The organism is Aeromonas sp. MR7 (assembly GCF_963899385.1).
Classification (GTDB): Bacteria; Pseudomonadota; Gammaproteobacteria; order Enterobacterales; family Aeromonadaceae; genus Aeromonas; species Aeromonas bestiarum.
In genome coordinates, this window is the sequence record NZ_CAWQXH010000005.1 from 81,478 (window position 1) to 107,424 (window position 25,947).

Below are 25,947 nucleotides of genomic sequence, written 5' to 3' on the forward strand. Positions count from 1 at the left end.
GCCCGCTCTCCATGCAGGAAAAATGCGCACCGCGCCTCGCTCGGCCAATCCATTGAACGATAATAGTCTTAGCCTTTGTAGGCACATTAGCCGCCGAAACAGGGGGCAACACGCCCCTCCCCCGCGTTGCGGGCAGGCCAGTGCCCCTGATCAGCATGGATGCACAGACGTGACGCACCGGACAGGATACCGCATGAAATGGACGCTTCTCCCCTTGCTACTGCTGGGCAGCCTGACCCTGTCGGCGCAACCCGCCCTGACCCTGCTCAGCCATGAGCTGCCCCCCTTCACCCAGTCCCGTGATGGCCAGCTCGGCGGGCTGGCCGTTCGGCTGGTGCGGGAAGCCCAGCAGGAGATGGGGGTCAACTACCCCATCAAGCTCTATCCCTTGAAGCGGGCGCTGGCCCTGACCCGGGCCGAGCCGGGTTTTGCCATGTTCGTGGTGCTGCGCACGCCCCAGCGGGAAGCCCAGTTCAAGTGGGTGGGGCCGCTGTTTCTGAACCGGGTGCTGATCTATCAGGCCAGGGGCAGCCAGCCGCTGACCGACCTGGCCCAGCTGCGCCAGCTGGAGCGGGTCGGCGTCCTGCTCGGCAGTGCCGATGACGAGCGGCTGACCCATGAGGGCTATGCCAATCTGGTGCGTTACAAGACGGTCGAGGAGGCCGTCGAGCGGCTGGTGCTCGGCAAGATAGATGCCTTCCCGATGGGCGATCTGATCATGAGCGCCACCCTGGACCAGATGGGCTTATCCCCGCGCAGCGTGGTGAGCTCAGAAGTGCTGCTGCACGAGTCCTGGCTCTACATCGCCTTCTCCAAAAGCGAGGATGACGCCGTGATCGCCCGCTGGCAGGCCGCCATCGACAAGGTCAAAGCCCGATATGGACAGGCGCAGCCGCCCACCCAACCCTGAATCCTTTACACCAGCCCCCGCACCAGGCCCCACTGATCCGCAGCGGTGCCAGCCAGCGATCGCCAACCCTAGTTACACCAATCCCCACACCAGGCCCCCACTGATCCGCAGCGGTGCCAGCCAGCGATCGCCAACCCTAGTTACACCAATCCCCGCACCAGGCCCCACTGATACGCAGCCGCACCAGCCAGCGCCCGCCAACCCTAGTTACACCAGCCCACGCACCAGGATGCCGCCGATCAGCAAGGGCGCCAGCCAGCGCCAGCAGCCCATCACCAGGGTACGCCAGTGCTGTGCCAATCCACGGGGCAGCGCCTGCTGACCCAGTTTCCAGCCCAGCAACAGGGTGAGCGCCAGCCCGAACATGGGCATCATCAGGTTGGAGGTGACAAAATCCAGCAGCTCGAAGATGTTCTTGCCAAACAGAGTCACATTCGCCCAGGGGCCGAACGACAGGCTGACGGGAATGCCGTTCACCATCACCAGCAGAGTAATGAGGCTGCAGGCCGCGCGGCGTGACCAGCCCAGACTCTCGCAGATAAAGCACTGCAGATGCTCCAGCAGCGAGATGGCCGAGGAGAGCGCAGCCACCACCAGCAGGGAGAAGAAGATCACCGCCAGCCCCTGGCCGAACGGCAACTGCTGGAATACGGCCGGCATGGTCATGAAGGTGAGGCCCGGTCCCGCGGCGGGATCTATGCCGGTCGCTGCCAGCACGGGGAATATCATCAAGCCCGCCAGCACGGCGATCAGGCTAGCCAGCAGCACCACCCAGAGGCTGGAGCGGCCGACCCCGTCGCTGGAAGGCAGGTAGGCGCCATAGGTGGTGTGAATGCCGAGACCGATGGAGAGGGAGAAGAAGGCCAGCCCCATGGCATCGAGCACCCCGGACATGCCGAGCTTGCTGAAGTCCGGCATCAGGAAGTGGCGCACCCCGGCCATGGCGTTGGGCAGGGTAAGGCCGAAGGCCACCAGCAGCAGTATCATGATGAACAGGGCCGGCATCATCCAGCGCAGGGTACGCTCCACTCCCTGCTGCACGCCGCCCTGCACGAACCACCAGGTGAGGGCGGCAAACAGCAGGTGGGTCAGCACGGGCCAGAGCGGATCGCCGACATAGTCGTTGAAACGGGCGGTCAGCGCGGCGCCATCCCCATGTTGCAGGCTACCCGCCAGCGCCATGCCGGTATAACCCAGGGTCCAGCCCCCCACCACACTGTAGAAGCTGAAGATGAGCAGGCTGCAGAGCAGCCCCATGGCCCCGACCCAGCGCCAGCGCTTGCCCATCAGGGCGCTAAACGCCCCCACCACACCACGGCGGCTCAGGCTGCCGAGCAGCGTCTCTCCCATCAGCACGGCCACCCCCAGGGTGAAGCTGAACAGCAAGAACACCAGCAGGAAGGCACCGCCACCGTTGGCGGCCGTCACATAGGGAAACTTCCAGATAGCGCCGAGACCGACGGCGGAGCCTGCGGCGGCCAGGATATAACCGAGCCGGGATGACCATTGGGACTGCTTCATAAGAACTCCAATACAGGTGCCCACCACCTGGGCCCGAAATGGCGCTCAGAGTACGGTCAGGGCCACGCAATCACAACGCCGCTTATCTGGCTAAAAAACGATTTATTGGCATCATTGCCTAATTAAATTCAATTTTACGCGCTATCGTGCCAACAAATAAAAACCGGAGCGTTTTTGCTCCGGTTCAGGCTGTCATGGGTGCGCGTTTTGGGACTAGATAACCCCCAGCTCCCGCAGCCGCTCCATCAGGTAGCTGTGGGCGGTGTGACGCTCGGAGAGCACCACGTCCGGCCGCGGGTGAAGGAACAGCGGCAAGGAGATGCGGGACTTGCTGGCGCTGCCGCCGGTCGGGTTGATGACGCGGTGGGTGGTGGAGGGGTAGTAGCCGCGAGAGGCCTCCTGCAGCATGTCACCTATGTTGATGATCAGGGTGCCAAAATCGCACGGCACGTCCATCCACTCCCCGTCGGATCCCTTCACCTGCAGGCCCGGCTCGTTGGCGGCGGGCAGTATGGTCAGCAGGTTGATGTCTTCATGGGCGGCGGCGCGGATGGCACCCGGCGCCTCTGTGCCGTCGAACGGCGGATAGTGCAGCACCCGCAGCAGGGTCTTCTGGCTCTCTTCGATCATGGAGGAGAGCGGGCAGCTGTAGTGGGCGGCGATGTCGGCCGGGGTGTATTGCTCCACCCAGCCCAGCAGCTCGGCGGCGAGATCGTTGGCGAGGCGATAGTACTCCATCGCCTGCGCCTTCAGCTCTTCCGGCATCTGGCCCCAGGGGTAAATATGGAAGTACTCCTTGATGTCCTTCTGGCTGTGACCCTTGGCCACCTCGGACACCGACGGCGGGAAGTAGCCATCCTGGGTCTCGCGGTTGAACAGGAAATCCTGCTTCTGTTCGCTCATGAAGAAGCGATACCAGTTGTCATAGATGGACTGCACCAGCTCTTTCGGGATGGGGTGGTGGGTCAGCACGCCAAAGCCGGTGGTACGCAGGGATTCGGTGAAGCGCTGCGCCGCATCGGGCGAGCGGTAATCGACGGTCAGGACTTTCATTATTTTTGTTACGCGCCAGTTAAAAGATGGCGCAGTTTACCTCGCCCATGACCACAAGGAAAGTGAGCAGCCCCTCCCGCCCCGGCCCCTCGCCAATAGTGACAAAAACGTCAGAAAACGGCGCCAGCCAAGACCCGCGCTCATCCCTTGTCCTGACCCGGCATCCTCACTAGAATGCCCCCATCATCCATGCTGGAGCCCGTTTATGTCCCCCAAGATCCTGTTGCTGACCCTGCCTTTTCTGCTCGCCGGTTGCAGCTCGCTGTCGGAAGAGGAGTGCCGCGCCATGAGCTGGTACAACCTGGGCTATCAGGATGGAGAACAGGGCAAGACACGTCAGGCGACCCGTGACTATGTGTCGGCCTGTGGCGAATACGGCCTCAAGGTGGATGAAGCCGAGTGGAAGCGGGGCTATGCCAAGGGGCTGGAGCTCTACTGCATTCCCGAGCTCGCCTACAGCAAGGGCAAGTCAGGCGCCGAGTACCTGGGGGTCTGCCCCAACGATGCCAGCTTCCTCACCCAGTACGATCGCGGTCGCCAGGAATATCTGGTGGAGAAACAGCTCAGCGACCTCAGGAGCGACATGGAGCGGACAGAGCGCGACATCGAGACACTGGAGCGGCAGATCCGCAATGAGAACGACAGCAAGCAGCGCGACTACTACCGGGCCCAGCGCGAGCGCGCCATCCGCCATTACGAGGGGCTGCGCCGCGACTATAACCGGATCCGTTTCCCGGACCGGGTGATCCAGTTCTCCTTCGGCAATTAATGCAAGCGGGCTCGGCCGCGGTTCGCCGCGCCGGGCCCGGCTTGACCTCTACGACGGCAGCACCCAGCGCTGCAACGCCAGCGCTATGCCGTCTTCGTTGTGATCGGCGGTCACCAGGTCGGCATGAGCCTGGACATGGGTGGCGGCATTGCCCATGGCGACCGCCAGCCCTACCTGTTCGAACATGCTGATGTCGTTGTTGTTGTCACCAAACGCCACCACGTTTTCCATCGCTATCCCCTCGCTCTGGGCCCAGCGGGCCAGCCGGTTGCCCTTGCTGCAACCGGGTTGCACCAGCTCCACCGCATAGGGCGCCGCCCAGTCACGGGTAAAGGGCATGGCCTCGACCACCTCCCCCATGAACTGATGCAGGCGGGCGGGATCCTGGTTGAACAGCTCCAGCTTCCAGATCGGATTCTTCAGCCAGCTCGCCAGATCGTCCGCAGGCAGCAGAGATATCTTGAGATGATCCGGCTGATTGGCCGACCAGTGGCGCATCCGGGTGATGTGATCCTCACAGCCGATATAGCCGATCCCTTCGCTCAGGTGGAACAGGGCGCCCATCTGCTGCGCCTCGACCTGGGCCAACAGCTCGGTGAGCGGGGCCACCGCCAGCGGATCTCCCGCCAGGATCCGCTCCTGCACCGGATCATAGAGGTAGGCACCGTTGCTGCAGATGATGGGGGTGTCGAGGGCTAGCTCGTGATGGAAGGGACGGGCCGTCATGAAGTGGCGCCCCGTCACCAGCAGCACCTTGATGCCGTGGGCCCGCGCCTGGGCCAGCGCGGCCCGGGTGGCGGACGAAATCTTGTGATCCCGGGTCAGCAGGGTACCGTCCATATCTAACGCAATAGCCTGGTAACTACTCATATCACCTCCAACATCGGACACGAATACAAAGAGCCATACCGTCCCAAACCCGCCGGCAGGATGCAAGCCCTGCGACAGGAGATGCGGCCAATCTGTGATCTGTCCACGGCCCAGGGCAAGCCTTTTCCCTGCTCTGATCGCCACTCAAGCAGGCTCGGCACAACTCGCCAGGCGCCGATCGGCCCGCTTGCGCAGGCCATAGAAGCCGACGGCACAGAGCAGGCCAGAGAGCGCGGCCAGGTAGAAGGGCCACTCTGTGCCCGCCAGCAGCACCAGACTGCCCACCAGCACGGCCAGGATCTCGCTGCCCACCGCCAGGCCTCGGTAGATCCCCATCGCCTGCCCCTGCTGCTCGGCATGGCTGCGGTTGGAGACCGCCACCGAGGTCGCCAGCTCCCCCAGGCTCATGCCGATGCCAGCGGGGATGAAGGTGAGTGCCAGACCCCACCAGTGGCCCGGCAGCACGAACATCAGCATGCCCGCCGCCATCACCAGATGACCGACTATCCCCAAGCTGCTGCCCCGCCAGTGGCGGGCGAGACGGGATCCCAGCCAGGATCCCAGCATCATGGGCACGCTCACCAGCACGGCCGCCTGCGCCAGCTGGACCGGACCCCAGGCCAGCCGCTCCACCAGCCAGACGTTGAAGTAGGTGAAATAGAGCTGCACGGCCCCGTAGCTGAACAGGGTCAGCACGAAGTAGGGCAGCAGGGCCGGTTGCAGCAACAGCTGACGGGAGGAGAACGCAGGCGCCTGCTGCTGGCTGGCAACCGGCGCCTGATTGGGCAACAGCCAGAGCACCAGCAGCAGGTTGACCAGGGTCATGACCACCGCCAGCCAGGCGGCCAGGCTGTAATCCCCCGATACCACGGCGGCATAACCGCCGATCATGGGGCCCAGCACCCAACCCAGATTCATGCCTATGTTGATCCAGGCGAAACTGCGCGCCTTGGTCTTGGTGGTGCTCATGTCCGCCGCCATGGCCTGCACTATGGCGATGTCGCCATTGAAGAAACCCTCCACCACCCGGCTCAGCAACAGCAGTGGCAGGGATCGCCAGGCGATCCCCAGCGCCATCATGGCATAACCGGCCAGCACGCCGACCAGACAGACCGTCAGTATCGGCTTGCGGCCGTGGCGGTCCGAGAGTCGCCCCAGCCAGGGGGCACCCACCAGTTGAAACAGCGGATAGAGCCCCATAATGACACCCAGCCACACCTTGCGACTCCAGTCCGACGCCTGTGGCGTCAACATGCCCTGCGCCGGATCCAGCATCAGCGGCGCCAGCACGGGCGAAGGCAGGCTGAACCCCGCCACCGCCAGTGTCACCGTCATCACCAATACCCAGAGGGTCGCCCGTCCCTTGATCCCATCCATGTCAGCCCCATTAAATAAAGTTATTGGTTTATTTATACTGAGCAAGGTGCATTATTAAGTAAAGTGAATTATTGATTTAAAGGAGACCGCTATCCATAATGAGCCCATGAACGCCAGTCGTGACAAGCTCCCGCGCCTGCTCGAGATGCGATGGCTCCCCGGATCCAACACCTGTCGATAGCGAGAGCCACCGAATGAACGCCAGCACCGACAAGATACCGTTTCTGCTCGAGATGCTATGGATCCCCCGGATCCACCGCCTGCCGATAACGAGAGCCGCCAAATGAACGCCAGCACCGACAAGATACTGTTTCTGCTCAAGAGCCACGGGCCCCAGAGCGCCGCCGCGCTGGGAGAGCAGTTGCAGATGACCTCCATGGGCGCCCGTCAGCATCTGATTGCGCTGGAGGCCGACGGCTGGGTGGGTTTCAGCGATGAAGCCCGCGGCCGCGGCCGTCCCGTGCGCCTGTGGCACCTGACAGATCAGGCCTGGCAGCGCTTCCCCGATACCCACAGCGAGCTGACGCTGCAGCTTATCGACAATATCCAGCAGTTGTTTGGCGAGGTCGGCATGGAGCGGCTGATCCAGCAACGGGAGCAGCAACAGCTGGGCCGTTATCAGACACAGCTGACCCAGCCGGCGCTGGCTGACAGGCTGACCGCCCTGAAAGAGCAGCGCACGCGAGAGGGCTATATGGCGGACATGCGCCAGGAGGAGGACGGCAGCTGGCTGTTGTGGGAGAGTCACTGCCCCATCTGCGCCGCGGCGCGGGCCTGCCGGGGATTTTGTCGCAGCGAGCTGGAGATGTTTCGCCAGTTGCTGGCGCCGGCCGGGGTGGAGCGGGAGCAATACCTGCTGGACGGGGATCACCGCTGTCTCTACCGCATCACGCCGCCGAATCCTTGATCGCCGAATGCCAGAAACAACAAAGCAGGCGCCGGGATGCCTGCTTTGTTGCCTTCGGGGAGGGGATGCTCTCGTTCCAGCCCGTCGTTTCCCGATAAGGTCGGACGGCTGATGGGGTTCTTGACCCGGTAAGGTCCTTCACCACAGAGACCGGGTTGGGTTTCTGTCTTGCCACCGGAAGATGCAACCATAGTATCCCTGCCGGCGCGGTGAGTGGTTGCGAAGTAGTATGTCTTTTCAGTTGTTTTTGCAATAGTTCACCCTTAATCTAGGAAAAGTGAATTAGTAATTGCAACGAGGAACGGAGAATGCTGAAACTTGATCGCATAGACAGGCATATTCTGGAGTTGATGCAGGAAAATGGCCGCATCAGCAACCTGGAGCTGGCCGAGCTGGTCGGGCTCTCCCCTTCCCCCTGCTCCCGCCGGGTCAAGGCGCTGGAGGATGCCGGTCTCATCGATACCCACGTCACCCTGCTCAACGCCCGCCAGCTGGGGCTCACCCTCACCGCCTACATTCATATCTCCATGGACAGACACACCCCCGAGCGGTTCGAGAATTTCGACAAGGCCATCAAGGAGCTGCCAGAGGTGCTGGAATGCGACCTCATCACCGGCAACGACGCCGACTACCAGCTCAAGGTGGTGGTGCGGGACATGGAACACTACCAGCACTTCCTGCTGGACAAGCTGACCCACATTCCGGGGGTGACCGGGGTGCGTTCCAGCTTCGTGCTGCGCCGCATCAAGCACAAGACGGCGCTGCCGCTCAATCATCTGGGGTAGGGTCTGATGGCAGAGCGGCACGCCCTCTCTGCCATCACGACAAAACCGATAACAACAAAAAGAGGAGGCCTGGGCCTCCTCTTTTTCATTTTTGCTTGCTCGATGGCGCGTCTGTCAGACCGCAACCTGACTGACATCCTGCACCTGCAAGAGCCAGCCGGCCTGCTCCTGCTGGGGCTCGCCGCTGACCCGCAGCCGCTCGCCGGTTGGCACCCACTGCCCCTGGGGCAGGGCGACCAGCAGGCTCTCGCTGCCGTTGTCGAACAGCCAGCGATCTTCGCCCAGCGACTCGATCAGATAACCTTCCATCTCCACTCTGGACTCGGCTTGCCAGGATGGCGCAACGGAATCACGGCTCTCGATGAAATCCCCCTGAACACCAAAACTGGCCAGCCCCCACAGAATGGAGAGCCCGACCAAGGATGTTTGCATCTTGTCTCTCCTCTTTTGGAACTGTGGGGCCAGTATGGGAAGAGAAAACTGAGTGCACCATGAACAAGGTGGCAAAGTGCAGGCGAGATCGCGAAAAAAACCGGCCAACTGGCCGGTTGTGTCATTTTATGGCGTCTGGATCACACTATTTGGCGGCTTCCTCTGCCATCCGCTCGGCTCTTGGCTTATTCGTCCACATGGCAACACCGCGATGATCCGCGCAGATCCCCTCTTCGACCACGGCCCTGACCCGGGTACCGTCCTTGCAGATCGCCTGCCAGGCATCGGCATCGTCGATGGCCATCGAAGGGGCATGGGAACCGGTACTACAGGCGGTCAGCAACAGGGCAAACAGGGGCAACAAGATTTTCATGGGGTGGATCCTCAGGCTGTATGGGTCGGCTGCACTCAGCGCCCCAGTTGCGCCGAGATGCGATCGCAGAGCTGCTTGAGCTGGGCCAGTTCAGCATCGGCCAGATCCACCTGATTGCGCAAGTTGTCCGCCAGACAGCACTCCTTGACCTCCTGCTGCAGCTGGCGCCCCGCCTCGGTCAAGCCGATGCATTTTTGCCGCTCATCCTCGCTGGAGACGGTGCGGGTCAGCCAGCCCTTGCTCTCCAGCCGCTTGACGATGGGGGTCAGGGTCCCCGCATCCAGCCCTGTCTCCTGCCCTATCTCCTTGAGACTGACCTCGTCCCGCGCCCACAGCGACAGCATCACCAGATACTGGGTATAGGTGAGATCCAGCTTGTCCAGCAGCGGCCGGTAGGCCCGCATCACGGCATTGGAGGCGCTGTAGAGGGCAAAACAGACCTGCTTTTTCAATTCACTCATGGGGGCACCTCACTGACGACTGGGGCCAGTATACCTCAGGAAAATTGGGGGGCGAATAATTTGCACACAAAACAGTTGTCAGCCTCAGCTTTCGGGATTAGTCTGAATTTAGCTTGCACACAAAACAAATCAGAGGCCCCGACATGAAGACACTCTATCGCACTCAAGCCATCGCCCAGGCTGGCCGCAACGGTGAGGTTCACACCCTGGACAACAGCCTGCAGCTGGCACTGGCCCTGCCGACCGCCCTCGGCGGCAACGGCAAGGGCAACAACCCGGAGCAGCTGCTGGCCGCCGGTTATGCCGCCTGCTTCTCCAACGCGCTGATCCACGTGGCCCAAAAACTCGGCACGCCCCTCTCCAGCGCCCCCGTCACCGCCGGGGTCGAATTGCTGGCGCAGGCCGATGGTCGCTTCAACTTCGCCATCACGCTGGACGTGGCGCTCGCCGCAGCGCAGCCTGAGCAGGCGGCGCAGGCCGAGCAGATAGTGCGGCTGGCCCACCAGACCTGCCCCTTCTCCAACGCCATGCGGGGCAATGTCGTCACCCGGTTGCTGCTCAACGGCGCCCCGCTGGATGAGACAGCGTGAACGAGTTCAGCCTCAACCCCATGGGACCTGCCCTGATGGCCACTCACGGGTTGCCAAACACCATAGAACTGGAGAAAAAACCATGAATCAGCTCAGCCATCAGATCCAGCTGCTGCGTCGCCCGGTCGGCCTGCCCAGTCTGGCCGATTTCACCCTGGTCGAGGTCGCCCTGCCCGAGTTGCAGGAAGGGGAGGTGCGGGTCACCAACCAGTGGCTGTCGGTGGATCCCTACATGCGCGGTCGCATGAGCGACGCCAAGAGCTATGTGCCCCCCTTCACCCTGAACGGCCCGCTCGATGGCGGCGCCATCGGCGTGGTGGAGGCCTCGCGCCACCCGGACTTTGCGGTGGGCGACCGGGTGAGCAGCATGCTGGGCTGGCGCGACAGCTTTGTCGCCAATGGTGCCCAGCTGACCCGCCTGCCCGACACCCGCTTGCCACCCCAACTCTTTCTCGGCGCCCTCGGCATGCCGGGCATGACCGCCTGGACCGGGCTCAACCGCATCGCCAAGCTGCAGGCCGGTGAAACCGTGCTGGTATCGGCCGCCTCCGGCGCCGTCGGCTCCATGGTGGTGCAGCTCGCCAAGCGAGCGGGGGCCCGCGTCATCGGCTCCACCGGCTCGGCCGACAAGGTCGCCTACCTCAAGAGCTTGGGAGCCGACGAGGTGATCAACTATCGCGAAATTCAGGATCTCGATGCCGAGCTGGCGCGGCTCGCCCCGGAAGGGATCCATGTCTACTTCGAGAACGTGGGGGGCGCCATGCTGGACGCAGCCCTCAACAACATGGCGGTGCACGGTCGCATCGTGATGTGCGGCCTCATCGAGCAGTACAACAGCAAGGGCGAGGCGAGCGGCCCGCGCAACCTATCCCAGATGATCCGCAAGCGCCTCACCATGCAGGGGCTCATCGTATTCGAACACTGGCAGCACTACGGCGAGTTTCTGGCCGAGGTGACTCCCGCCTTCGACGCCGGAGCACTGCAGGCCGAGGAGACCGTCTATCAGGGGCTGGCCAGCATGCCGCAGGCCTTCATCGGGCTGTTCGAGGGGCGCAACACCGGCAAGATGCTGGTCAAGCTGGCGTGATCAGCAGCCCTGGCGCCTGACGCCGCAGACTGCTTGCATGACGGGCCCATCCGCCCTAAGGTGGGCCCGTTTTTTATGGTCTGTCTCGTCTTTGCAAGGAGCTCATATGTCTACTCCCTATCCCCGCGTCGGTGTCGGCGTCATCTTGACCAACCGTCAGGGCCAGGTGCTGCTTGGCAAGCGCAAGGGCAGCCATGCCCCCTACTGGTCCATCGCCGGCGGCCATCTGGAACTGGGAGAGAGCTTCGAGTCGGCGGCGATCCGCGAAGTGGCCGAGGAAACGGGTTTTCGGATCAGCAATCCCAGCGTCATCGCCGTCACCAACAACCTGGAAACCTGGCGCGAGAGCGGGCTGCACTACATCTCTGTCACCCTGCTGGCCCAGGTAGAAGGAGAGCCGCAACTGCTGGAGCCGGAGAAGTGTGAAGGCTGGATCTGGTGCGATCCCCGCGACCTGCCAGAGCCTCACTTCGATGCCAGTCGCCAATCGATAGCCTGCTGGCTGGCCGGTCGTTGCTATCTGCCACAACCAGGCCAGCCGACGAAGTGATCATTGCCTGCCGGCTGGCAAGGCGCGGCTACCTGCCAGTAGCCCCCTGATTTGTCATAAAAAAGTCACCGCTTTGTCATATCATCGGGGTCGATGATGACAACGAGGGAGTGCGGACGTGGGGCAAGTATTCATTCAATTTCTGTGGTTGGGCTGTGTCAGCTTCGGCGGACCCGCCGCCCATATCGGCTATTTCCAGCGCGCCTTCGTCGAGCGGCTGGGCTGGCTGACCCAGGCCGAATTTGCCCAGTTGCTGGCGCTGTGCCAGTTGCTGCCGGGACCCGCCTCCAGCCAGCTCGGCTTCGCCATCGGCCGCCAGCGGGCCGGACTCGGTGGGGCACTGGCCGCCTTTATCGGCTTCACCCTGCCCTCCTTCCTGCTGTTGCTGGCCGCCGCCATAGGGGTGGGGCAACTCACGGCCAACGTCTGGCTCGATGCCGCCCTGCACGGCCTCAAGCTGCTGGCCCTGGTGGTGGTCGCGGATGCGGTGCTTACCATGAGCCGCCAGTTCTGCAAGACGGCGCTAGCCCAGGGGATCATGGTGGCGACCGCCGCCGCGCTCTGGTGGCAACCCGGTCTGCTGACCCAGCTCGTCATACTGGCGGGGGTCGCCCTGCTCTGTGCTCGCGTCGAGGCGCCGCAAGTACTAGGCCCACAACCCTCAATGCCTCTGCGCCAACCCCACTGGCCCACCCTGCTGCTGTTTGCCCTGTTGTTTGTCGGCCTGCCGCTGCTGGCCACCGACACCGCCAGCCAGCTGGTTGCCGACTTCTACCGGGCGGGCAGCCTGGTGTTTGGCGGCGGCCACGTGGTGCTGCCCCTGCTGGCTGAGAGTGTGGGCCACAGCCTCAACCAGCAGCAGTTTCTGACCGGCTACAGCCTGGCCCAGCTGGTGCCCGGCCCCATGTTTACCCTGGCCAGCTATCTCGGCGCTCAACTGCTGCCGGCCACACCGCTGGCGGGAGCCCTGCTGGCGACCCTGGCACTATTCCTGCCCGGCTTTCTGCTGTTGTGGGCTCTGGGGCCCTGCTGGCAGAGTTGGCTGGCTCGCCCCCGGCTGGCAGGGGCCGTGACCGGCATCAACGCCGCCGTGGTGGGTCTGCTGCTGGCCGCGCTCTACCAGCCGGTCTGGCAGAGCGCGGTACAGGTGCCGACCGATCTGGCGCTGGCCGCCGCCGGCTTCTATCTGTTGCGCGTCATCAGGCTACCCATACTGGCGCTCGCCGGACTGCTGGTGGGGGCCGCCATGCTGCTGGCCTGAGCCAGATGCCGGGCCAGGCGCCATAAAAAACGGCGCCCCTGTTGGCAGGGGCGCCGTTTTTTCATGTTCAAGCTGGTTGCTCAGGCCTCGGGATCGAAATCCAGACTCAGGCTGTTGACGCAGTAACGCTGACCTGTCTCGGTCGGCCCGTCGGGAAAGACGTGACCCAGGTGGGAGCCGCACTGGCTGCAGGTGATCTCCACCCGTTTCATGCCGTGACTGCCATCTTCGGTGTAGGTCACTGTGCCCTCGATGGCCCGATCGAACGAAGGCCAGCCGCAGCCGGAGTCAAACTTGGCCTCTGAGTGAAACAGCACGCTCTTGCAGCAGACGCAGAGATAGTCGCCACTCTTGCGGTTGTGGAGCAGGGCGCCGCTGTAAGGCTGCTCGGTGCCTTTCTCCCAGCAGACACGAAACTGTTCCGCACTCAGCTTGTTGCGCCACTGCTCAGGATTCTTGTTGCTCATATCGACTCCTTGCCATTTATCACGGCGCCCAGCATACCCAGTCAGGCCGCTTTGCTCTACCCCGCCAGCGGGAACTGTGATCCGGTTGGCAACACGACGGCAACATCCGGCATGGCGACCACCCCCTCTTCGGCCAGCGCCACCGCCGTCAGGGCGACCCGCTCCAGCAACTTGAGGGAGTGGGCCCGGCCAACCGCCACCTGACGCTTGATGTCATCGGGCAGGAACGGCAGGCCGTCGTTGGTGGCCGTGTCTATGGTCTGGATCCACTCCAGCCCCTCCCCCGGCGGTGGCAGGCGGAACTGGATGTCGTAGTCGCTGGCGTTGAACAGCACGTACCAGCGCTCCCCCTCGCACAGCTGCATGCCGATATCCATGGCAAACGCCTGCCCCATGGGCGCGTGCCAATCCTGATCGGTGAGCTGATGACCATCCGGGTGATACCAGTTGACCTGATGGCAGCTGGTGGGCGCCCCGTTCCAGCTGTCATCGCTCAGCTGCAGATTGGCGAAGACGGTCGATTCCGCCCGCAGCGCCATCATCTGCTGGGTGAAGGCGAGCAGCCGCTCGTCTTCCGGTCGCCACTGCCAGTTGACCCAGCTTATCTGGTTGTCCTGACAGTAGGCGTTGTTGTTGCCGAGCTGGCTGCGGCCCATCTCGTCCCCGGCCAGGAAGTGCGGCGTGCCCTGAGAGAGCAGCAGGGTGGCGATCAGGTTGCGCTTCTGCTGCTGGCGCAGGTTGTTGACCCGTGGATCCAGCGTCGGCCCCTCCACCCCGTGGTTGTTGGAGAGGTTGTTGCCGTGGCCGTCCCGGTTGTCCTCGCCGTTGGCCTGGTTGTGGCGCTGGTTGTAGGAGACCAGGTCCTCCAGGGTGAAGCCGTCGTGATAGCAGAGGTAGTTGACGCTGGTGTGGGGCGCACGCCAGTTCTTGGGGAAGAGATCCCGCGACCCCACCAGCCGGGTGGCAAAATCCCCCATCTTGCCGGCATCACCGCGCCAGAAGGCGCGTACCGTGTCGCGATAGCGGTCGTTGATCTCCAGCCACTGGCTCGGGAACTGGCCGAGCCGATAGCCGAATGGTCCTATGTCCCAAGGCTCGGCGATGAGTTTCACTCGCGCCAGCACGGGATCCGCCATCATGGCCTTGAAGAAGGCCCCCATGGGATCGAACTCGCCCGCCTCCCGCGCCAGGGTCACCGCCAGATCGAAGCGGAAACCGTCCACCTGCATCTCGGTCACCCAGTAGCGCAGCGCATCCAGCACCAGCCGCAGGCTGTTGGGGTGATCCAGGTTGACGCTGTTGCCACAGCCGGTGACGTTGGCGTGACGACCGTAGTCGGGGCCGTGGGCACCCGCCTCGAAGGCGTAGTAACCCGCGTTGTCGAACCCCTTGAACGACAGCATGGGGCCGTCAAAACCAGATTCGGCTGTGTGGTTGTAGACCACGTCCAGTATCACCTCGAGCCCGGCCCTGTGCAGCTCGCGCACCATGGTCTTGAACTCGGTCACCGCCTCCCCCGCACCGTAGCGTGGCTCGGGGGCGAAGAAGGCGATGGGGTTGTAGCCCCAGTAGTTGGTGAGCCCCAGCTGCTCCAGCCTGGGCTCGGACATGAAGGCCGCCACCGGCATCAGCTGCACCGAGGTGATGCCGAGGGACTTCAGATGCTCGAGGATGAGCGGGTGACAGATGCCCAGGTAGGTGCCGCGCAGCTCGCTCGGCACCCCCTGATGCTGGCGGGTGAAGCCCTTGACGTGGGTTTCATAGATGACGGTGCGCTCTGACGGGATGTCGGGCTTGCCTATCCCCTGCCAGTCGAAGGCATCATCAACCACCACGGACTTGGCCACCATGGCCGCACTGTCCCCCTCATACAGCTTGTCGTCCCAATGGGTCGCCCGGCTGAGCGCCCTGGCATAGGGGTCGATCAGCAGCTTCTGCGGATCGAACAGCATCCCCTCCTGGGGCGTGCCATGCACCCGATAGCCGTAACGCTGACCGGCCTTGACGCCGCGCACATGGCCGAAGCGATATTGGCCACGGCGGCCGGGCAGCACCAGCCGGGCCAGCTCCTGTTCCTGCTCGTCGAACAGGCAGAGCTCCACCTTGTCCGATTGCGGGGCCCAGACGCAGAAGTGACAACCCGTCTCATCGAGCAGGGCACCCAGCGGGTGGTCCTGCCCCTTTTCCATTGCAAACATCAAGACTCCTGTTTGATGAACAAGGTCGCGAGCGGCGGCAGATCCAGCACTATGCTGTGCCCCATCCCCTGCCAGGGAGTCGGCTCGGCGACGAAGACCAGACCCACATCATAGTTGCTGCCCCAGTAATGCTCGCTGTCGGTATTGAGCACCACGCGATAGCGGCCGGCGGCCGGCACGCCGAGTCGATAGGCGAGGCGCGGCACCGGGGTGAAGTTGCAGGCAACCATGACAGGGTGGGCGCCCTGCTTGTCGGCCCGCAGCCAGGCAAAGACGCTGTTGTCGGCATCGTTGTGATCCAGCCAGCGGAAGCCGGTCTGATCATAATCGGCCTGATACAAGGCAGGCTCATGACGGTAGAGGTGGTTGAGATCGCGGATCAACCGCTGCTGGCCACCGTGCTTGGGGTACTGCAGCAGATGCCAGGGCAGTTGGGCGTCGTGATTCCACTCGTTGCTCTGGGCTATCTCTGTGCCCATGAAGTTGAGCTTCTTGCCCGGATGGGCATACATGAAGCCCATGTAGGCGCGCAGGTTGGCCGATTGCTGCCACTCGTCGCCGGGCATCTTGTAGAGCATGGAGTGCTTGCCGTGCACCACCTCGTCGTGGGAGAGCGACAAAATGAAGTTCTCGTCATAGTGGTACACCATGGAGAAGGTCATGTCGTTGTGGTGATAACGGCGGTGAATAGGCTCTTTCTGCATGTAGGTGAGGGTGTCGTGCATCCAGCCCATATTCCACTTGAAGCCAAAGCCGAGGCCACCGAGGAAGGTGGGGCGAGAGACACCGGCAAAGGCGGTGGACTCTTCGGCTATGGTCATGGCGTGGGGGTACTTGCCGTACACCTCTTCGTTGGTCCACTTCAGCAGGCTTATCGCCTCGTAGTTGTGGTTGCCACCGTCGACGTTCGGCACCCACTCGCCGGCGTTGCGCGAGTAATCCAGATAGAGCATGGAGGCGACCGCATCCACCCGCAGGCCGTCGATATGGAACTTGTCGAGCCAGAACAGGGCGCTCGCCACCAGGAACTGGCGCACCGTATTGCGGCCGAAGTCATAGATGTAGGAGTTCCAGTCCGGGTGCCAGCCACGGCGCGGATCCTCGTACTCATAGAGCGGCGTGCCGTCGAAACGGGCCAGGCCGTGGGCATCGGACGGGAAGTGGGCCGGCACCCAGTCCAGGATCACGCCTATGCCGGCCTGGTGGCACTGGTCGATGAAATATTTAAAGTCGTCGGCGCTGCCGTAACGACTGGTGGGAGAGAACATGCCCACCGGCTGATAACCCCAGGAGCCGCTGAACGGGTGCTCCGAGACCGGCAGCAACTCTATGTGGGTGTACTCCATCTCCTTGATGTAGGACACCAGATCCACCGCCAGCTCGCGCCAGCTCAGGCTGTCACCGTTGGGGTGGCGCTTCCAGGAGCCGACGTGCAGCTCGTAGATGGAGAGCGGCTGATCCCGCTTGTCATTCTGCTGACTGGCAATCCAGGCGGCATCCTGCCACTGGTACTGCTCGTGGTCATACACCACGGAGGCGAACGACGGATACTGCTCGCAATAGAAACCGACCGGGTCGCTCTTGTGGGGCAGTCGATGTCCGGCCGGATCTTTCAGTTCAAACTTGTAGCGATCCCCGGCCTTGAGGCCCGGCACGAACAGCACCCAGTGACCGCACTGGCTGCGCTGCATGGGGTGACGACGGCCATCCCAGAAGTTGAAATCGCCGATCAGGCTCACTGCGGTGGCGCTCGGCGCATAGACGGCAAAGCGCACCCCTTCCACCCGCACGCCAAGGTGCTCCACGCTGCGCAGTTGCGCGCCGAGCGTGTGGTAGATGTTTTCAGGCTGGGAGGTCAGTTCTGCCAGACCGGCCCAACCCGCATCCTGAAACTGGTAGGGGTCGACAAACTCGGCGTTGGCATCGGGATAGTCGGCAAGCAACTGGTAGGGAAAGGGATTCTTGCGGCGGGTGAAAACAGTTTCAAAAAGGCCCGATTCATCGGAGGGCGCCAGGGTGGCAACGATTTTGCCCGACTTGAGATCCCTGACACGCACCTCAAGGGCATCCGGCAACCAGGCGGTCAGTTTGAGGCCAGGCCCATCCGGGTTGGCCTGCAGGCCTAAATGAGAGAAGGGATCGGCACAGCGGGCAGCAACCAAACGTTCAACGAGCATCGAGATTTCCTTTCATAGCTGAGCATCCGCTCCGGCCAGGGCCGAAGCGGATGTAAGTGAGTCACGTTTTGTCGGCAGTGGCTCAACGACTGGCCTCATCACGGGCCTGGCTCATCTTGCCTGCCAGCGCCTTGAGCGCTTCATTGGCAAAAATATCCTCCAGATCGGTGGACAGCTTGCGACGCCAGTTGGGGTATTCATAACTGGTGCCCGGCACGTTGACCGGCTTGTCCATCTCCAGCCAGTCTTCCAGCTGGGTGCTGAACAGGGCACAACTGCCGCGGGACATATGCAGTTGCAGCCCATGGTTGAGCTCGGTGTTCATGCCGACCCAGTTCACGTCATGACTGACGCTGTCAGAGATGACCCCATGAGCGTGCAGGCTGTCGAGGATCCGCTGTTTTGCCTGGTGGCGATCAGCATACAGGGTCTTGAGCACGTCTTCATCCGGATACAATCCCAGCTCGCGGCCCAGCGCCAGATCGTCGCAATGCCAGAAGCCCTTGAGGGTCGGCATGTCGTGAGTGGTCAGGGCCGACATCGCCTGCTCGGTGTAGTGAGCGGGAGAGATGAAGCCGCCGTCGGCCTTGGAGCGCTCGAAGAAGAACACCTTGTAGGAGTGGACGCCGTTCTCTTTCAGGGTCACGTCTATCCCTTCCGGCACAGTTCCCAGATCTTCACCGATCAGCAGGCACTGATTGCGGTGGGATTCGAGCGCCAGGATCCCCAGCAGATCGTTGACCGGATAATAGATGTAGGCCCCCTTGGCGGCTGACTCTCCGGGCGGCACCCACCACAGGCGCAGCAAGGCCATCACGTGGTCGATGCGCAGCGCGCCGCAGGAGCGCATGTTGGCGCGGAACAGATCCACCATGGGCTGGTAAGCCGCTTCAAACAGCTGGTTCGGGTTCATGGGGGGCAGACCCCAGTTCTGGCCGAGCGGGCCCAGAATATCGGGCGGCGCACCGACCGAGGCTTTCGGGCAGTAGAGATCCCGGTTGGCCCAGATCTCGGTGGAGCCTTCGGAGACACCGACCGCCAGATCCCGGTAGATCCCCATCACCATGCCGGCAGCCTTGGCGCGGGCATCGGCTTGCGCCAGCTGCTCATCGGCCAGGAACTGCAGGTAGAGATAGAAGTTCACGTCATGCTGGTGCGCGGCGACCCAGGTGGCCACCTCGGGGTTGTGGTAATCGCGGTACGCATCGGGCCATACCGGCCAGCCCCAGGCGTTTTCGCCCTTGCCATAGAAATGGGCCTGCAGGGCATCGAAGGCCGCCTGCTGTTGCAGACTGTCGCCACCGGCCGCCACGAAGGCATCGAAGCCGGCCTGGCGCTCGGCGCCGAAGCTGGCCTGGTCGAACACCTGACGCAGCATGCCGATCTTGGTCTCGATGACGCCGGTGTAATCCACGTTGCTCTTGGCGCGCAGCTCGTTCAGGTGCTGCTGGAACGCCGGATTGGCGACCTCCGCCTTGAGCCGATCGTTGGCCAGAAACTCGGGCACGACCTCCACGTTGATGTAGGCCACATTGAGCCAGCGACGGGAAGAGGGGCTGTAAGGGCTGGCACTCTCGGGGTTGGCCGGATAGAGGGCATGAATGGGGTTCAGGCCGACGAAGTGGGCCCCCCAGGCGGCCGCTTTCTCGACCAGCTGGCCAAGATCGCTGAAATCGCCCATGCCCCAGTTGTGGCGGCTGCGCAGGCAGTAGAGCTGCACGCTCGGGCCCCATACCTTGCGGCCTTCGGCAATCGGCGCCTGCTTGTAACAGGATTTGGGCGCGACTATGAGACGCATGCTGGCGAGCGGCTCGTCGTTGCCCTCCTCCAGCAGGGTCAGCTGGTGATAACCCAGCTCGGGCTGCACCGCCAGCGCCACGCGATAGGCCTGGCACTCCATCTCTTCGAACTCGGCGACACCGACCAGCTCACCCTCGATGGGGGTGAGCTGGTCGGACAACACAGTCCCCTGTTCCAGCACGAGCTGCCAGGTGAGGGCGTCATTGACGAAATCGATGGGCAGACGGACTTCGAGGGTGATGGGCTCACCGCTGCGGACCACCATCACGGGATCCAGCGCGCGCAACCAGTGCTGGCGATGCTCCTGCTCCAGCTGCTGCGTCAGGGCGACCTCGTCATCGACGCGATAACCCATGGCGCCCAGCATGGCGGCCTTGCTCTCTTCGGATACCTGGGCCGGGTGGCCCCAGGCATCAACATACTCGCTGGCGATGCCTTTGGCGGCAGCCAGCTGTTCAATCAGGGTGGTCATAGTTTGAGAATTCCCGCTGTGGATTCTATCTATACTATTTTGATTAATTTTTATGGGTGGTACTTGAACAGTGGCTTTTCGGCCATGCTAAACCGCGCACATTTTTACACATCTGTCTGGCTGGTTGTGTGACAGAACAGGCACTATTGTTGATCTCCGTGACGCGAACCAGCCGATGACATTTTCGACAAAAGTTGGTAGTCAGTTACATAAACCGAAAATAAATTTCACAGTTTTTCATGATATAGCGCAATTTCAGACAGATTGTTGGTTGACTCACGGGGGAGTTCTAGTAAATTTACAAACGGAATTTTCTTTGACTACTGAACAGTTAGGTAACCAAATATGACTATCAAAGTAGGTATTAACGGTTTTGGCCGCATCGGCCGTTTCGTCTTCCGTCTGGCCGCTGAGCGTGCTGACATCGAAGTGGTTGGTATCAACGACCTGATCGACGTTGACTACATGGCTTACATGCTGAAGTACGACTCCACTCACGGCCGCTTCAAGGGCACCGTTGAAGTCAAAGACGGCAACCTGGTTGTCAACGGCAAAACCGTACGTGTTACCGCTGAGCGTGACCCGGCCAACCTGAAGTGGGATGCCATCGGTGTTGACGTTGTTGCCGAAGCCACCGGTCTGTTCCTGGACGACGCGACTGCTCGCAAGCACATCGCTGCCGGCGCCAAGAAAGTGGTTCTGACTGGCCCGTCCAAAGACGCTACCCCTATGTTCGTCATGGGTGTTAACGACGCTACCTATGCTGGCCAGGACATCGTTTCCAACGCTTCCTGCACCACCAACTGCCTGGCCCCGATCGCCAAGGTTCTGAACGATACCTTCGGTATCGAATCCGGCCTGATGACCACTGTCCACGCTACCACTGCTACCCAGAAGACCGTTGATGGTCCGTCTGCCAAAGACTGGCGCGGTGGCCGCGGTGCGGCTCAGAACATCATCCCGTCCTCTACCGGTGCTGCCAAGGCTGTTGGCGTTGTTATCCCGGAACTGAACGGCAAACTGACCGGTATGGCTTTCCGCGTACCGACTCCGGACGTGTCTGTTGTTGACCTGACCGTCAACCTGAAGAAAGCCGCTACCTACGCTGAAATCTGTGCAGCCATGAAAGCAGCCTCCGAAGGCTCCATGAAGGGCGTGCTGGGCTACACCGAAGATCAAGTGGTTTCCACTGACTTCCTGGGCGAGCGTCAGACTTCCGTGTTCGATGCCAAAGCCGGTATCGCACTGAACGACAAGTTCGTTAAAGTTGTATCCTGGTACGACAACGAAATGGGCTACTCCAGCAAAGTTCTGGACCTGATCGCTCACATCTCCAAGTAATTTGGGATGCGCAATCAAGTAGCTTGAAAAAGGCGGCCATGGGCCGCCTTTTTGTATTCTGGATCGTGGATTTTCCGACCCTATCTTCTGAATGTGCGCGAGCACAGGAGTCCTCATGCAACCGACACGCTCTCTGACTGCCCACTGTACCCTCAGCCACAATGCGGCTGGCCAGCCCCTGCTCTCCATCGACAATGGCGATGCCAAGGCGGAGATCAGTCTGTTTGGCGCCCACGTGCTGCGCTACCAGCGCCACGGCGAACCCGCCTCGATCTGGCTCAGCGACAAGGCCGTGCTGGATGGCAGCAAGCCCATCCGCGGCGGCATTCCCGTCTGCTGGCCCTGGTTCGGCCCGGCCCCCGCCCGTGTCGGCAGCGGCAAACCGTCCCATGGCTTCGCCCGCACCAGCCTCTGGACCCTGGACGGCGTCTCCGATCACGGCGATGGCACGCTCGTCCATCTGTCTCTGCGTGACAACGAGGCGACCCGCACCCTCTGGCCTCACCCCTTCGAGCTGGAACTGGATGTGCTGGTCGGCAAGGAGCTCTCGCTGGTGCTGACGACCCGCAACACGGGCAAGGCCCCCATCGCCTACAGCGCCGCCCTGCACACCTATCTGCAGATTAGCGCCCCGGAAGCCGTCAGCGTGACCGGACTGGGCGAGCCTTATGCCGACAAGCTGACCGGCCAGGATGCGCAGCAGCAGGGCGCTCTGACGCTCACAGCGGCCATTGATCGGGTCTACCACCAACCCGAGGCCATGATCCGGGTTCAGGATGGCGATCGCACCACTCAGGTGGTCAGCGGCAACCACGACAGTATCGTGGTCTGGACCCCCTGGCTGGAAGGCGCCACCGCCATGGCCGACATGAGCGACGACGGCTACCGCACCATGCTCTGCGTCGAGGCGGCCATCACGGCCGAGGCCGGTATCGTCATAGCGCCGGATGAAGAGCACAGTCTCTCTACCGTGATCCTCTGATCTGCACGGCACCCATAACGAAAGAGGGCACCCAACGGGTGCCCTCTTCACATCTCACGCCCCAATGGATCAGGCATTGCCCTGAGTCTTGAGCCTGAGCTCGGCGGCAAAGTCCAGCATGCGATCCAGCGGGATCAGCGCCTTCACCCGCAGGGCTTCATCCACCAGGATCTCGTGACGCTCGGCGCCATCGGTCAACGCCTCCTTGATCGCCACCAGACCGTTCATCGCCATCCAGGGACAGTGGGCGCAGCTGCGGCAGGTGGCGCCATCGCCACCGGTCGGTGCCTCGACCATCTCCTTGTCCGGACAAGCCTGCTGCATCTTGTAGAAGATGCCGCGATCGGTCGCCACTATCAGCTTCTGCTGGGGCAGCTCTTTCGCCGCCTTGATCAGCTGACTGGTGGAACCCACCGCATCGGCCAGTTCGATGACGGAAGCCGGGGATTCCGGGTGCACCAACACGGCCGCATCCGGGTTCTGCTCCTTGAGTTCGCGCAGGGCACGGGCCTTGAACTCGTCATGGACGATGCAGTGGCCCTGCCAGCGCAGCATCTGGGCTCCCGTCTTCTTCTCGATATAGGCACCCAGGTGCCTGTCCGGGCCCCAGATGATCTTGTGACCCTGGCTGTCGAGGTGCTCGACTATCTCAAGCGCAATGCTGGAGGTCACCACCCAGTCTGCCCGCGCCTTCACCGCCGCCGAGGTATTGGCGTAGACCACCACTATGTGGTCGGGGTGGGCATCGCAGAAGGCCGAGAATTTATCGATGGGGCAGCCCAGATCGAGGGAACACTCGGCCTCCAGGGTTGGCATCAGCACCCGTTTGTGAGGGCTCAGGATCTTGGAGGTCTCCCCCATGAAGCGCACCCCCGCCACTATCAGGGTCTGGGCGGCATGATCCCGACCGAAACGGGCCATCTCGAGGGAGTCACCGACGAAACCACCGGTGGCCTCGGCCAGCGCCTGGATCTCGGGATCCGTGTAGTAGTGCGCAACCAGCACGGCCTGACGCGCTTCAAGCAGTGCCTTGATGTCTGCGATCAGGGTCGTTTTCTGCTCGGCGGTCAGCGGGGCCGGTTTGACCGGGAACGGGTAGTCCATCTCGACCACCGGAGGGATATTGCTCAGTGCATTGCTCATTGCGACTGTTCCATCAAGGCTCGGAAAGGCAAAAATTATAACCAGAAGCTGGCCACAAACCCATCAACAAATCGGGTGGTACGCAAGTGTCCGAATATACTCAAGTAATTCGTTGTCATTCTTGCCAAAAGGAGTTGTCGAATGAAACAACGCTCGCTCAAAACCAAGCTGCTGCTGCTCACCATGGGACTCTTCCTGTTCAGCGGCATCGCCATGACGCTGATACAATCCTCCTCCCTGCAGTCCCTGCGCAGCAACATAATGAGCCAGACCCGTCAGGCGCTGGAACAGGAGGTCTCCCGCACCCTGCAGTTCCAGGCCGAGCGCTACGCGGTGCAGATAGCCGCCTTGCTGCAGCAGTCCTATCAGGTGCCGCTGGGAATAGCCGCCCAGCTTGAGGGCAGCATGGCCCAGCCGGATCGCATCCTCTCCCGCCCCCAGGTCGAGACCCTGCTGGGCAGCCGCTTGCAGCAGGCGAGCGGCATCAGCTCCATCTATGCCCAGTTTGAGCCCAATAGCTACGATGGCCAGGATGCCGCCTGGCCGTCCGGCGCATCCCACTCTGTCCCCAGCAAGGGCAGCCTGGAGATCTACTTCGTTCGCGATCAGGGCGGGAAAGTGTCGCAACAGCAGGTTGATGCCGCGGCCAGTGACGCCAAATACGATACCTCGGTCAATGAATTCGGCATTCGCAACAGCGAGTGGTACCTGTGTGGTCGCGATACCCGCCGCCCCTGCCTGATGGAACCCTACCTCTACGAAATCAGCCCGGGCAACAAGGTGTTGATGACCAGCCTGACGGTGCCCATCCTCAAGGAGGGCAAGCTCGTCGGGATCACGGGTGTCGATATGAATCTGCCCATCTTCCAGCAACTGGCAGAAAGCCTGGGCAAAAGCCTGTATGACAACCAGGCCGACGTGACCCTGGTCAGCAAGCTGGGGCTCATCGTCGGCAGCAACCGTTACGCCGACAAGCTGGGCCGCCCGTTGACGGAGGCAGGGCTGACCGCGCCAACCGGACAAGCGCAGGATACCGACACCGACTTCATCTTGCAGCAACCGGTGCGGATCGAGGCGGCCGATACCCAGTGGTGGCTGATGATCAAGGTGCCCAAGGCGCTGGCACTGAGCCAGGCCAACACCATCAGCAACCAGCTGGGCGACCTGCTGCAAGCCGCCCAGCAGCAACAGCTGATTGCCGTCACCATCATCACCCTGCTGGCGCTAGGGCTGCTCATCTGGTTTATCCAGACCATCACGGCCCCGCTGTCGCTCATCAGCCGCCACGTCGCCCACCTTTCCAGCAACGAGGGGGACCTGACCCAGCAGATGCAGGTAGACACTCATCAGGAGCTGATCGAACTGGCCGGCCAGCTCAACGCCTTTCTTGGCAAGCTGCGCGGCATGGTGCAGGGCAGCAAGCAGATTGGACAGCAAGTGCGCCAGCAGGCACAGGGAATGAAGCAGACGGCCGATACCATGCGCACCAGCCTGGATGAACAGAGCATAGAGCTGGAGAGCGTGGTCAGCGCCATGCATCAGATGAGCACCACAGCGGTCAGTGTGGCGGGTTATGCGGAGCAGGCGGCCCAGGAGTCGGAGGCCGCCACCCATCACATCAACACGGCCCAGCAGACCCTGAGCCGCGCTCGCACCGAGATCCATACCCTGGTCGAGGACATGCACCAGGCCGACAAGGCGGTGGCCCAGGTGGCCCAGCGCAGCACCAATATCAGCCGCATCCTGGATGTGATCAGGGCCATCGCCGAGCAGACCAACCTGCTGGCGCTCAATGCAGCGATAGAGGCGGCGCGGGCGGGAGACATGGGACGAGGCTTTGCGGTGGTGGCAGACGAAGTACGGGCGCTCGCCACCAAGACCCGCGAGTCCACCGACGAGATAGGCCAGCTCATCGGCAGCCTGCAAACCGAGGTGAGCAGCAGCCAGCAATTGATGAGCACAGGCATCACCCGCTCTGCCAGTACGGTCGAGGGTACGGAGCAGGCCTTCGAGGCGCTCAACCGGGTGGTCGCCCAGATCCAGCAGATCCACGATCACATCAGCCAGGTCGCCACGGCGGCCGAGCAGCAGAGTGCCGTCAGCGATACCATCAACCAGAACCTGATGCGCATCGGTGATGCCGCCACCACCCTGGGACAGGAGGCCAGTGCCAGCCATCGCCTGAGCGAGGAGCTGGAGCAGGCCTCGGGCGCCCTGGCAACCCAGCTGGATCGGTTGAGAACCTGATGAGAAACAGCCATAAAAAAAGCCCGCATCGTTGCGGGCTTTTCGATCTGGTGGTCGTTACTGGGATCGAACCAGTGACCCCCTCCTTGTAAGGGAGGTGCTCTCCCAGCTGAGCTAAACGACCTGGGATTCTTGAAATGATGGTGGGTCGTGCTGGATTCGAACCAGCGACCA

The 25,947-nt window shown here is 62.3% G+C and carries 23 protein-coding genes and 1 tRNA gene; 11 read left to right on the forward strand and 13 right to left on the reverse strand.

What is annotated here, in order from left to right; all coding sequences use genetic code 11:
- Nucleotides 1–193 precede the first annotated feature (193 nt).
- Nucleotides 194–910: a substrate-binding periplasmic protein gene (locus tag AACW87_RS03130; protein ID WP_241326535.1), complete on the forward strand. Its 717-nt coding sequence runs from the start codon at nt 194–196 to the stop codon at nt 908–910.
- Nucleotides 911–1,117: 207 nt separating this feature from the next.
- Here AACW87_RS03130 and AACW87_RS03135 read toward each other — a convergent pair whose 3' ends face one another.
- Together AACW87_RS03135 and AACW87_RS03140 are read right to left on the reverse strand one after the other, a co-directional pair.
- On the reverse strand, nt 1,118–2,431 hold the full coding sequence (locus AACW87_RS03135; RefSeq protein ID WP_241326536.1) for a sodium-dependent transporter: 1,314 nt from the start codon (nt 2,429–2,431) through the stop codon (nt 1,118–1,120).
- 213 nt (nt 2,432–2,644) lie between these two features.
- Entirely contained in the window at nt 2,645–3,484 is an 840-nt protein-coding gene (locus AACW87_RS03140; RefSeq protein ID WP_241326537.1) for an isopenicillin N synthase family dioxygenase, read from the reverse strand.
- Between the two features lie 205 nt (nt 3,485–3,689).
- Here AACW87_RS03140 and AACW87_RS03145 point away from each other — a divergent pair, with 205 nt between their 5' ends.
- Nucleotides 3,690–4,253, forward strand: a complete 564-nt coding sequence (locus AACW87_RS03145; RefSeq protein WP_241326538.1) for a DUF2799 domain-containing protein — start codon at nt 3,690–3,692, stop codon at nt 4,251–4,253.
- Nucleotides 4,254–4,301: 48 nt separating this feature from the next.
- Here the strand turns inward: AACW87_RS03145 and AACW87_RS03150 are convergent, their stop codons facing one another.
- Both AACW87_RS03150 and AACW87_RS03155 read right to left on the reverse strand, forming a co-directional pair.
- Nucleotides 4,302–5,123 carry a Cof-type HAD-IIB family hydrolase gene (locus AACW87_RS03150; protein ID WP_043138624.1) on the reverse strand — a complete coding sequence of 274 codons (822 nt, stop codon included), beginning with the start codon at nt 5,121–5,123 and terminating at the stop codon, nt 4,302–4,304.
- 144 nt (nt 5,124–5,267) lie between these two features.
- Nucleotides 5,268–6,500: an MFS transporter gene (locus AACW87_RS03155; protein WP_241326539.1), complete on the reverse strand. Its 1,233-nt coding sequence runs from the start codon at nt 6,498–6,500 to the stop codon at nt 5,268–5,270.
- A 283-nt stretch (nt 6,501–6,783) separates the two neighbouring features.
- Between AACW87_RS03155 and AACW87_RS03160 the strand changes: the two genes are divergently transcribed.
- Both AACW87_RS03160 and AACW87_RS03165 read left to right on the forward strand, forming a co-directional pair.
- Nucleotides 6,784–7,407, forward strand: a complete 624-nt coding sequence (locus AACW87_RS03160) for a helix-turn-helix transcriptional regulator (RefSeq protein WP_241326540.1) — start codon at nt 6,784–6,786, stop codon at nt 7,405–7,407.
- A gap of 308 nt (nt 7,408–7,715) precedes the next feature.
- Nucleotides 7,716–8,192: an Lrp/AsnC family transcriptional regulator gene (locus AACW87_RS03165; RefSeq protein ID WP_005318665.1), complete on the forward strand. Its 477-nt coding sequence runs from the start codon at nt 7,716–7,718 to the stop codon at nt 8,190–8,192.
- 114 nt (nt 8,193–8,306) lie between these two features.
- Here the strand turns inward: AACW87_RS03165 and AACW87_RS03170 are convergent, their stop codons facing one another.
- The 3 genes from AACW87_RS03170 to AACW87_RS03180 all read right to left on the reverse strand — a co-directional run bounded on the left by AACW87_RS03170 (nt 8,307) and on the right by AACW87_RS03180 (nt 9,458).
- Complete coding sequence (locus AACW87_RS03170) at nt 8,307–8,624, reverse strand: hypothetical protein (RefSeq protein WP_042865582.1); 318 nt, start codon at nt 8,622–8,624, stop codon at nt 8,307–8,309.
- A 145-nt stretch (nt 8,625–8,769) separates the two neighbouring features.
- On the reverse strand, nt 8,770–8,997 hold the full coding sequence (locus tag AACW87_RS03175; RefSeq protein ID WP_103472523.1) for a hypothetical protein: 228 nt from the start codon (nt 8,995–8,997) through the stop codon (nt 8,770–8,772).
- Nucleotides 8,998–9,032: 35 nt separating this feature from the next.
- On the reverse strand, nt 9,033–9,458 hold the full coding sequence (locus tag AACW87_RS03180; protein WP_043138611.1) for a MarR family winged helix-turn-helix transcriptional regulator: 426 nt from the start codon (nt 9,456–9,458) through the stop codon (nt 9,033–9,035).
- 143 nt (nt 9,459–9,601) lie between these two features.
- Between AACW87_RS03180 and AACW87_RS03185 the strand changes: the two genes are divergently transcribed.
- From AACW87_RS03185 to chrA, 4 genes are all read left to right on the forward strand, one after another.
- A complete protein-coding gene (locus AACW87_RS03185) occupies nt 9,602–10,048 on the forward strand; it encodes an Ohr family peroxiredoxin (protein ID WP_241326541.1) in 447 nt (148 codons plus the stop codon).
- A gap of 82 nt (nt 10,049–10,130) precedes the next feature.
- Nucleotides 10,131–11,135: an NADP-dependent oxidoreductase gene (locus AACW87_RS03190; RefSeq protein WP_241326542.1), complete on the forward strand. Its 1,005-nt coding sequence runs from the start codon at nt 10,131–10,133 to the stop codon at nt 11,133–11,135.
- A 106-nt stretch (nt 11,136–11,241) separates the two neighbouring features.
- Nucleotides 11,242–11,685: a nucleotide triphosphate diphosphatase NUDT15 gene (locus AACW87_RS03195; protein WP_241326543.1), complete on the forward strand. Its 444-nt coding sequence runs from the start codon at nt 11,242–11,244 to the stop codon at nt 11,683–11,685.
- 118 nt (nt 11,686–11,803) lie between these two features.
- Nucleotides 11,804–12,946: a chromate efflux transporter gene (gene chrA / locus AACW87_RS03200; protein WP_241326544.1), complete on the forward strand. Its 1,143-nt coding sequence runs from the start codon at nt 11,804–11,806 to the stop codon at nt 12,944–12,946.
- Nucleotides 12,947–13,026: 80 nt separating this feature from the next.
- On the opposite strand, the gene msrB is transcribed toward chrA, so the two are convergent.
- From msrB to malQ, 4 genes are all read right to left on the reverse strand, one after another.
- On the reverse strand, nt 13,027–13,413 hold the full coding sequence (msrB, locus tag AACW87_RS03205) for a peptide-methionine (R)-S-oxide reductase MsrB (RefSeq protein ID WP_043138599.1): 387 nt from the start codon (nt 13,411–13,413) through the stop codon (nt 13,027–13,029).
- Nucleotides 13,414–13,469: 56 nt separating this feature from the next.
- The gene (gene glgX, locus AACW87_RS03210) at nt 13,470–15,611 is read right to left on the reverse strand and encodes a glycogen debranching protein GlgX (RefSeq protein WP_241326545.1); all 2,142 of its coding nucleotides are present in this window, start codon (nt 15,609–15,611) and stop codon (nt 13,470–13,472) included.
- The gene (gene glgB / locus AACW87_RS03215; RefSeq protein ID WP_241326546.1) at nt 15,611–17,788 is read right to left on the reverse strand and encodes a 1,4-alpha-glucan branching protein GlgB; all 2,178 of its coding nucleotides are present in this window, start codon (nt 17,786–17,788) and stop codon (nt 15,611–15,613) included. Before glgB ends, glgX begins: the two co-directional genes overlap by 1 nt.
- Before the next feature lie 82 nt (nt 17,789–17,870).
- The gene (gene malQ / locus AACW87_RS03220) at nt 17,871–20,060 is read right to left on the reverse strand and encodes a 4-alpha-glucanotransferase (RefSeq protein ID WP_241326547.1); all 2,190 of its coding nucleotides are present in this window, start codon (nt 20,058–20,060) and stop codon (nt 17,871–17,873) included.
- Nucleotides 20,061–20,405: 345 nt separating this feature from the next.
- On the opposite strand from malQ, the gene gap reads away from it, so the two are divergent.
- Together gap and AACW87_RS03230 are read left to right on the forward strand one after the other, a co-directional pair.
- On the forward strand, nt 20,406–21,401 hold the full coding sequence (gene gap / locus AACW87_RS03225) for a type I glyceraldehyde-3-phosphate dehydrogenase (RefSeq protein ID WP_043138590.1): 996 nt from the start codon (nt 20,406–20,408) through the stop codon (nt 21,399–21,401).
- Nucleotides 21,402–21,516: 115 nt separating this feature from the next.
- Nucleotides 21,517–22,383 (forward strand): D-hexose-6-phosphate mutarotase, encoded by an 867-nt coding sequence (locus AACW87_RS03230; RefSeq protein ID WP_241326548.1) that lies wholly within the window; start codon nt 21,517–21,519, stop codon nt 22,381–22,383.
- Between the two features lie 69 nt (nt 22,384–22,452).
- Here AACW87_RS03230 and nadA read toward each other — a convergent pair whose 3' ends face one another.
- Nucleotides 22,453–23,526 (reverse strand): quinolinate synthase NadA, encoded by a 1,074-nt coding sequence (gene nadA / locus AACW87_RS03235; RefSeq protein ID WP_043138584.1) that lies wholly within the window; start codon nt 23,524–23,526, stop codon nt 22,453–22,455.
- Between the two features lie 141 nt (nt 23,527–23,667).
- Between nadA and AACW87_RS03240 the strand changes: the two genes are divergently transcribed.
- The gene (locus AACW87_RS03240) at nt 23,668–25,773 is read left to right on the forward strand and encodes a methyl-accepting chemotaxis protein (protein ID WP_241326549.1); all 2,106 of its coding nucleotides are present in this window, start codon (nt 23,668–23,670) and stop codon (nt 25,771–25,773) included.
- Nucleotides 25,774–25,821: 48 nt separating this feature from the next.
- Here the strand turns inward: AACW87_RS03240 and AACW87_RS03245 are convergent.
- Nucleotides 25,822–25,897, reverse strand: a tRNA-Val gene (locus AACW87_RS03245).
- Between the last annotated feature and the right edge of the window lie 50 nt (nt 25,898–25,947).